The organism is Streptomyces sp. NPDC006610, assembly GCF_040611575.1.
In the GTDB taxonomy this organism is placed as follows: domain Bacteria; phylum Actinomycetota; class Actinomycetes; order Streptomycetales; family Streptomycetaceae; genus Streptomyces.
The window spans coordinates 1-8974 of sequence record NZ_JBEXOP010000056.1; the positions used below are offsets into that span (position 1 = coordinate 1).

Sequence of the window (8974 nt, forward strand, 5' to 3'; positions counted from 1 at the left end):
GACTCGGTCAACGGCAAGAAGAACGAGGGCACGGCGAAGGAGACGGTCCAGGTCGTCGACGTCGCCCAGCTCCTCCTCGACTCCGTCAAAACCCCCGCCCCCGGCGGCCCTGACAGCCCCGGCGGTGCCGCGAAGAGTCCCGAACGCGCCGGAGCCGAACCCCGCACCTGACCCCCGCATACCCGCCCGTCCGCGTGCCGGGCCCCCGGCATACCGGGGCCCGGCACGCCGGGGGCAGGCAGGGAGGGGGCCGTCCGCCGTCAGGACGGCCCCCTCCCGCCTTCGTGCCGGCCCTGCCGGGCCCCGGCACGAGCAGGCCGGCAGCCCGTGGACCGGGCGGGCAAAAGGCCGCCGGGGGCAGAACCGGGCCGGCGCGCCCCCGGCCGCCGCAGCGGCGGCCGGAACCGCCCGCACGCGCCCTCCACGCCCCCTGTCCCGGGTCCGGCCGGCGGCCGCCGGAGGCGTCGCACGCCGGGGCGCCGTGACCTCTGGGGGCAACGGCCCCCACGGCCGGCCGAGCCCGGGCGGGGAACCCCGCCCGGGCTCGGTGATCAACCGGTCCGCCGCGCTGCGCGGGAGCAGGGCAGCGCCCCATGGCGTGGTGGCGTGGTGGCGTGGTGGATGCCGGTCACGCCGAGAGCCCCCCGGACACCGTGGCCCCGGTCCCCGAGGCCGGACCTCGTGATCCTGACGCTGTCGCCCACGCAGCCGGCACCCGCCTCGCCCCTCGGTGCGCCAGGACCCGTTCAGGCTGCGGGCCGCGACCACCGGGGCACCGGACGGGCCGGCGGGGCGGCCGGGCGGACGGCACCGCCCCCGCCGCCGGGCCGCGGCAGGCCGCCGGGCCGCGGTGCGCCGCCGGCCCTTCGGGGACAACACGGCCAGGACAGCGGGGGTGTCCTGGCCGCCCGGCCGCGCACCTGCCCCGGTCGGGGGCCGGACGGACGGAGCCGGAGCCGGCCGTCCGTCCGGGACCGCCGGACACCGCCCCCCGGCACGCCGCTGCCGCCGCCCTGCCCGGCCGGCACGCCGCTGCCGCCGCCCTGCCCCTGCCCGGCCGGCGCCCGCTGCCGGCCGGCTCGTGCCTGCCGAGGCCGGCCACGCCGGAACCGTCTGCGGCCGGCCTCGGCCGGCGGGTGCGCGCCGTCCTGCCCGTGCCGGGTGACCGTCAGGGCGGTTTGCGCAGCGGCGCCCGCCGGCCGCCGGCAGCGGCCCGGCAGCCGGCGGGGCCGTGCGGCGGCCGGGGGCCCGTGCGGCGCCGTACATCCCCTGTTCCCCTGCCCGTGCCCCGGGCGGGGGATGGTTGTGGGCCTGCGGGGCCTGTGATATCCCTGACCGAAACCCTAAAACAATACGGGATGTGCGGTTTGATTCGTCCGGCTCCGGTCCGGGCGTGAGACGGGGGAGACGTGAACATCGAGGTGTTGGGCACCTTGGACGTCCGCGTGAACGGTGTCTCGGTGACGCCGACCGCGCCGAAACCGCGGCAGGTGCTGGCCCTGCTCGCCTTCCATGCCGGGCAGGTCGTCTCCGTGGCCTGCCTGACCGAGGAACTGTGGGGGGCCGCGCCGCCGCGCAGCGCCCGCACGACCCTGCAGACCTATGTGCTGCAGCTGCGGGAGCTGATCGCCGCCGCGCTGCCGGGACCGTCCGGCGACGGCCCGCGCCGCACGGCCAAGGAGGTCCTGGTCACCGTGCCGGGCGGGTATCTCCTCGACGCCGGTGACGGCGTCAGCGACGCCCGCGAGTTCGAGCGGCTCACCGCGCTGGGCTACCGGTCGATGGACGCGGGCGACTTCCGGGGCGCGGCGCGGCAGCTGCGGCAGGCCCTGGACCTGTGGTCCGGGCCCGCCTTCGCCGGCGTGCAGGCCGGCGAGCAGCTGCAGGCCCAGGCCCGGCGCCTGGAGGAGACCCGGCTGTGCGCGCTGGACCGGCGCATCGAGGCCGACCTGCGCCTGGGCCGCCACCGCGACCTGATCGCCGAACTCACCGTCCTGGTCAGCCGCTACCCCACCCACGAGACCCTGCGCGGCCAGTACATGCTCGCCCTGCACCGCTCCGGGCGCCGCAGCGAGGCCCTGGAGACCTACCAGCGGCTGCGGGCCACCCTGGTGCGCGAACTGGGCCTGGAACCCTCCGCCGACCTGCGCCGCATCCAGCGCCTGATCCTCACCGCCGGCCCCGGCGCCCCCGGCGAGTCCGTGCCCGGCCGCAGCACCGGCGACGGCCGCGAACGCCTCGTCCCCACCACCTGACCCCCCCCACACACCCCCGCCCCCGGGCCACGCCCCGCCCCCGGCCGCGCACCGCCCCCGGGCCACGCCCCGCCCCCGGCCGCGCCCCGCCCCCGGGCCACGCCCCGCCCCCGGCCGCGCCCCGCCCCCGGCCCGCAGCCGCCCCCCGGCCGCGCACTCGCTACCGGGCCGCGCACCCGTCGCCGGGCCGCGCCCCGCCCCCCGGCCCGCACCCGCTGCCGGGCCGCGTACCCGCCGCCGGGCCACGCCCCGCCCCCCCGGCCCGCACCCGCTGCCGGGCCGCGCCCCGCCCCCCGGCCCGCAGCCGCCGCCGGGCCGCGCCCCGGCTGTCGGCTGCCGTCTTCCCCGGGGGGCACCCCGGTGCGCGGCCGCCGGGACGCGTGTGCGAGTGTCTTCCCGCCCCGCCCCGCCCCGCCCCGCCCCGCCCCGCCCCGCCCCGCCCCGCCCCGCTCCGCCCTGTCCTTGCCGGGTCCGGTCCGGCCCCGCCGGGCCCGCCCGGTGCCGCCCGTCCGGCCCGGTGCCGGTGTGGCGGCGGTCGGGGCCGGAATGTGAACACAGGGATTTTCTGAATGACCGGCGTGTTCCTTTCGGCTGGTTTATTAATACTTCCGTGTTTCTCGGAACGCGCCGTGCGGGGCCGGTTCTTCGAGGATTGCTCAAATGCCGCTGAAGGAACCGTTGCCTCCGCCGTGGATACCGCTAGCGTGCAAGTTCGCCGAAGACTTTCCGCCACTGGGAGTGTCCGACGACGAACGGAGGAACCATGGAGATTCAGGTTTTGGGTCCGCTGTGTGCCGCCGTGAACGGGGACTCGATCGTCCCGACCGCCGGGAAGCCCAGACAGGTTCTGGCCCTGCTCGCGCTGTATCCCAGCCGCGTCGTGCCGGTGTCGACGCTGATGGAGGAGATCTGGGGGACGAAACTCCCGCAGAGCGCGATGACCACCCTGCAGACCTACATCATGCAGTTGCGCCGCTGTCTGGGCACCGCGATGGGGCCCGGCGCGCCCGGCGCGGCCAAGAACGTCCTGGCCACCCGGCACGGCGGCTACCTGCTGCAGATACCCCCGGAGTCGGTGGACGTGCACGCCTACGAACGCCTGGCCGCCGAGGGGCAGGCCGCCTTCGAGGACGGCCACGACGAACGGGCCGCCCGCTGCTTCCGCCAGGCGCTCGCCCTGTGGCAGGGCCCCGCCCTGGTGGACGTACGGCTCGGGCAGGTCCTGCAGATCGAGGTCACCCGGCTGGAGGAGTCCCGCCTGGTGACCGTGGAACGCCGGATCGACGCCGACCTGCGGCTGGGCCGGCACACCGAGCTGATCGCCGAACTGACCGACCTGACCGCCCGCCACCCCCAGCACGAGGGCCTGCACGCGCAGGCGATGCTGGCCCTGTACCGCTCGGGCCGGCAGGCCTCCGCCCTGGACGTCTACCGCAAGCTGCGCGAGGGACTGATCGAGGAACTGGGCGTGGAGCCCTCCCCGCCGCTGCAGCGCCTGCACCAGGCCATGCTCGCGGTCGACCCGGAACTCGACGTGGTCGCCGGCCCCCGCCGAGGCTCCACTTTCGACCGCTACGCCGCCTGATGAGGCACGCCTCCAGCTGGGTTCGAGGCGCGCCGGGCATCCTCGAACCCCTCGCAGCCGCAGCCACCACCCTGGGGAGGATGCCGTGCCGGACCGACCGCCCGTGTCTCTGCACTGTTTCGCGCACAGTGCCCGGGCCGCGGGCCTCTTCGACGGCTGGAGAGCCGGGCTCGGCCCGGGCGTGCGGCCCGTCGCCGCCCCCGTGCCCGCACCCGGCGCGCTCAGCCGCGACACGCTCCTGGCCCGCGCGATGGAGCCGTTCACCGTCCCCGGCCCGGGCCCCTACGTCCTGTACGGGCACGGCCTGGGCGCCCTGATCGCCTACACCGTCGTTCGCGCCCTGCACGAGGCCGGCCTGCCCGGCCCCGCGCTCCTGGCCGTCGGCGCCTGCCCGCCGCCCACCGACCCCGCCCGCCTGCCCCGCGCCGGACAGCCGCCCCGGCCGCACGACGACCGCCCCGCCGTTCCGCCCGGCAGCGACGAAGGAGTGCTGCTGCGGGCCGCCCTGCCCGTGCTGCGCGCCGAGCACGAACTGGCCCGCGCCCTGCACGAGGCCGCCCGCCGCCCCGCACGCGCCCCACTGCCCGCCACCCCGCTGCTCCTGATCGCCCCCCGCGCCGCGGACACCGACGGCTGGCGGCGGTGGACCACCGGGCCCGTGCACACCCGTACCCTGCCCGCCGACGAGTTCGTCCGACGCGGCGCAGCCGCCCTGCCCCGGCTGCTGGGCCGCGCCTGCCGCGTCGCCGGCCGCCTGGACCCGCAGCCGGCACCCGTCGGCTGAAGGGAACAGCCCCACCCCGGCCCCACCCCGGCCCCGGTTCCGCCCCTGCCCCTGCCCCGAGAGCCTGCCACCAGGGGGTCTGCCCCCAACCCGGGGGCCCGGCCCGCCGGCCGGCCCGGGGCACGGCACCGGCACCAGGACCGGACCCGGAACCGGAAAGGAACCGGAACGGAACCGGAACCCCGGCCCGGAGCCCGCGGCCCGGTACCGGAGGCCGCGCGGCCGGCCGCCGGCCGCGCCTACGGCCCCGGACCGCGGGCTCCCGGGTTCCGGTCCGCAGCCGTCCGTCTGTGCGTCACCCGGTTCCGTGGCCGCCCGGTCCCGGGGCCGCCGGTACCGGCCCGTGCCGGTATCCCGGCTCCCGGGGTCCGGATCCCCGGGGCCGCACCGGTGCGGGCCGCCCCGGCCCGGACCTGCCGGTACCCGGCCGCCGGGGCCCGGCCCCTTTTTCCGTATCCGCCGTCCGCAGCGCCCTGCGCGGTCCGGGCGGCGCACCGTGACCGAGAACGAGGTGTTCAGATGTCTGGTGAGCGTGTGGGCAGGACGAGGCACCGCATCCAGGTGGCCGCGCCCGCCGGCGTGGTCTACGCGGTCCTCGCCGATGCTGCGGCCCTGCCGCTCTACTTCGCCCCGAGCATCCATGTGGAGCGCCTGGACTTCGACGGCGAGCGCGAGCACCTGCTGGTGTGGTCCCTGCTGGAGGGCCGGCTGATGTCGTGCAGCTCCTGGCGGCGCCTGGACCCCGTCGAGCGGCGCATCGAGTTCCGCCAGGAACTTCCCTCCGCCCCCCTCGACGCGGTCAGCGGCGTCATCGCCGTGCGCGGCCAGGGCCCCGCCCGCACCGAACTCGACCTCGCCTTCGGCTACAGCGTCCCCCGCCTGCGGGCCCCCGCCGCCCCGCCCCGCCTGTGCGCCGACCTGGAGGGCCCCGTCCATCTGGAGGGCCTGAAGAACTTCGCCGAGCGGTGGACCCGCCTGGACGACCTGGTCCTGTCCTTCGAGGACTCGCTGCGCATCCACGGCCCCGCCGAGCCCGTCTACGGCTTCCTCCACCGGGCCGGCTCCTGGCCCCACCTGGTGCCCCACGTCACCCGCGTCGCCCTGACTGAGGACACCCCCGGAGTGCAGCGCATGACCATGCAGACGCTGACCGAGGACGGCGCGCACACCACCGAGTCGGTGCGGATCTGCTTCCCCCACGCCGGCCGCATCGTCTACAAGCAGACCTCCCCGGGCCGGCTGGTGGCCGCCCACACCGGCGAGTGGTCGCTGGACCCCGACGAGAGGGGGGTGACCGTCACCGCCCGCCACCGGGTCCTGCTGCGCGAGGAGGCCGTCACCGACGTCCTGGGCGAGGGCGCCCGCCTCGCCCACGCCCGCCGCCACGTCCGCGCCGCGCTGCGCCGGCACTGCCGCGCCGTGCTGGAGCGGGCCGCCCGCCACGCCGCCAACCCCGTCCCCGCCCCCTGAAACACCCCCTCACACCCCTGCCCCCGCCCCTGGCGCCGCGCGGTCCGCGTCCCCGTCGCGCGCGCCCCTGCCCGCACGCTCCGAATTTCCCGGAAAATCCGGGCCGGACCCCCGCGGAATTCTGCGCCCCGGCCCGTGACACGAGTCAGTGATAAAGCGTGCGTCTTTCCGGACGGGACGGGTCGGAAAAGATTCTGTGAAGGAAATCGGTGCCCGGTCCGGAAAGGCCCGGACCGGGGCCGGGAAAAGGAAGGGGCGGGCTGCCCGGGCGGGTGCGTCTCGCGCTCCGCTCGGGCACCGCTGCATAGCCGCTCGGGAAAACGGACTTCGGGCGATTGCTGCCGTTAGCGTGCTGTTCCCGGCGTTGCGGACGCGGGCGGGCCCCCGGAAGGGCGGGGGACGTTGCCGTTCACCATCACCAGGAGGCTGTCATGGGGCACAGACGCCGGGGCCCGGGCGGTCCGGCCCCGCTGTGCGTGGTCGTCGACCCCGGGCCCCCGCCGCACGCGGCCCCGTGGGACCTGGAGCTGCGCGGTCCGCTGGACGCCGCCGCGCTGGAGCGTCTGCTGGGCGAGCTGACCGCCCACCTGGCGGACCGGCCCGCCTGGCGGCACCGGCTGCTGCGGCACGGACCCGACCACCACACGCTGCGGTTCTCGGCGCCCTCCGGAGCCGCGGCCGGCCTCGTCGCGGGAGCCCTGGCCGACCGGCTCACCCAGCCGCCGCCCGCCCGCCCGCAGGCCCCCGCCCCCGCGCCCCCCGCGCAGGCCCGGAGCACCGGCCCCGCCGCCGACGCCGCGGACGCCGTGTCCGCCGTGTCCGCCGGACACGCCGCCGCCGGGGACGCCGCCGGGGATGCTGCGGAAGCCGGGGAAGCCGGGGAAGCCGGGGAAGCCGGGGAAGCCGGGGAAGCCGGGGGTGCCGGGGGTGCCGGGGGTGCCGGGGGTGCCGTGCGGCTGTTCCCGGCGACGCCGCAGCAGGCCGTCCTGTGTGCGGGCGGCGACACGGGGCCGGGCAGCGGGCGGCATGTCGAGCAGCTGATGTGGGTCTGGCACGGTCCGCTGGACGCGGGGCGGTTCGCCGCCGCCTGGCAGTCGGTCTTCGACCGCGAGACGGTGCTGCGCACCGCGTTCGCCCCGGGGGGCCGGCCGCTGCTCGCGGTGCACGAGCGGGTCGTGCCCGACATCGCCCGGCCGGCCCCCGGCGGCTGGCGGGCCTTCCTGGAGCAGGACCGGTTGCGCGGCTTCGACCTGTCCCGCCCCGGACCGCTGCGCCTGACCCTGCTCGCCTCCCGCCGGTCCGCCGCCGCGGGGCGAAGGATCGTGGTCACCTACCACCGGGCGCTGCTGGACGCCTGGAGCGTGCGGCTGCTGCTGCGCGCGTTCTACCGCGCCTACCTCGCCGGCGGCGTCCTGCCCGGCGGTGAGCGCCGGCCCGACCTGCGCGACTACGCGGCCTGGGTGGCCGCCCAGGACACCGGCCCGGCGCGGGAGTTCTTCACCCGCCACCTGTCGTCGGCGCGGCCGCAGAGACGCGCGGCGCCACCCGCCGTCCCCGCCGTCCCGGCTGTCCCCGCCGTCCCGGCGGGTCCGGTCGTCCCGGCGGGTCCGGCGGGTCCGGCCGTTCCGGCGGCCCCGGCGGGTCCGGCCGTTCCGGCGGGTCCGGCCGCGGCGGGTACGGGGAGGGCCCGCCGCCGGCTGGATCCGGCGGGCGTCGCCCGGCTCGCGCGGTGGGCGGGCGGTCTCGGGGCGGCCGAGAGCAGTGTGCTGCAGGCGGTGTGGGCGATGCTGCTCCACCGCGGCCGCGGCGGCGCCGGGGCGGCGCCGGTCGCCTTCGAGGTGGCCGTCCCCGGCCGCGGGATCCCGCTGGAGGGCGCCGCCCGGACCCCGGGCCCGCTGCGCAACCCCCTGCCGGTGTCGGTCGTGGTCGACCCGGCGGCGCCGGTGGCGGGGCTGGTGCGCGACCTGCGCGACGGGGCGCTGGACGCGGCCGCCTACGAGTGGGTGCCCGCGGACTGGATCCGCGCCTGGAGCGGCGGCGGGCGGCCGGACAGCGTCGTGGTCTTCGAGGACCCGCCGCATCCGGCCGACGGGCTGCGCGGCGAACTGGCCGCGCACGGCCTGGACGCGCGGTTCCCCGCCCTCTGGCCGGCGCGCACCGGGCATCCCCTGGCGCTGCTGGCCCAGCACGACCGGGCGGGCGGCCTGGTCCTGACCGCCGTCCACGACCGGGTCCCGGCCGGCGGGGAGACGGCCGCCCGGCTGCTCGCGCACACCGTGCTGCTGCTGCGCGCACTGCCGCGGGAGGAGGGCTCCGTCACCGTCGCCCGGGCCCTGGACCTGCTGCCCCCCGGCCCCCCGACGCCCCCGCCCTCGTGCCTGCCGTGCCCCGCGCCCGGCGGCACGGGGGACGGGGACGGCGCGGGGGCCGGGGAGGGGGTGCTGGTCAGGGTGCGGGCGGCGCGCCGGGAAGGTGCGGGCACGATCTGTCTGGTCCCTCCGCCGGGCGCGTCCGCATCCTGCTACGGCCTGCTGGCGGCCCTGTATGCGGGCCCCGAGGAACTCCTCGTCCTCACCCCCGGAACCAGGGGCGGTGCGGCTCGGGGCGCCGTGGCGCGGCTGGGGGAGGGGCGCAAGGTGCTGCTGGCGGGGTTCTCCGGGGCCGGCGCGGCGGCCTGCGACCTGGCCCGGCGTATCGCGGCGGGCGGGGGACGGCCGCCGCGGGTGGTGCTGGCGGGGTCGCAGGCCGGGGAGCGGGAGCGGGCCCGCAGCCTGGCCGCCGCCCTGCAGGCCGCCGCCCCGCCCGCCTGAACCGGCCCGGCCCCGCTAGACGCCCCGGGCCCGGCAGCTCCGGCCCCGCAGGCCGCGGTCCGGCAGGCTC

At 78.4% G+C, this 8974-nt stretch carries 5 protein-coding genes; all 5 read left to right on the forward strand.

The features are described from left to right. Positions 1 to 1409 precede the first annotated feature (1409 nt). The 5 genes from ABZY13_RS30940 to ABZY13_RS30960 all read left to right on the forward strand — a co-directional run bounded on the left by ABZY13_RS30940 (position 1410) and on the right by ABZY13_RS30960 (position 8904). On the forward strand, positions 1410 to 2255 hold the full coding sequence (locus ABZY13_RS30940) for an AfsR/SARP family transcriptional regulator (RefSeq protein WP_356636626.1): 846 nt from the start codon (positions 1410 to 1412) through the stop codon (positions 2253 to 2255). Positions 2256 to 3018: 763 nt separating this feature from the next. Continuing rightward, positions 3019 to 3840 carry an AfsR/SARP family transcriptional regulator gene (locus ABZY13_RS30945; protein WP_356636628.1) on the forward strand — a complete coding sequence of 274 codons (822 nt, stop codon included), beginning with the start codon at positions 3019 to 3021 and terminating at the stop codon, positions 3838 to 3840. 103 nt (positions 3841 to 3943) lie between these two features. After that, positions 3944 to 4624 (forward strand): thioesterase domain-containing protein, encoded by a 681-nt coding sequence (locus ABZY13_RS30950; RefSeq protein WP_356636630.1) that lies wholly within the window; start codon positions 3944 to 3946, stop codon positions 4622 to 4624. 519 nt (positions 4625 to 5143) lie between these two features. Continuing rightward, a complete protein-coding gene (locus ABZY13_RS30955; protein WP_356636632.1) occupies positions 5144 to 6094 on the forward strand; it encodes an SRPBCC family protein in 951 nt (316 codons plus the stop codon). A gap of 431 nt (positions 6095 to 6525) precedes the next feature. After that, complete coding sequence (locus ABZY13_RS30960) at positions 6526 to 8904, forward strand: condensation domain-containing protein (protein WP_356636634.1); 2379 nt, start codon at positions 6526 to 6528, stop codon at positions 8902 to 8904. The last annotated feature ends 70 nt before the right edge of the window (positions 8905 to 8974 follow it).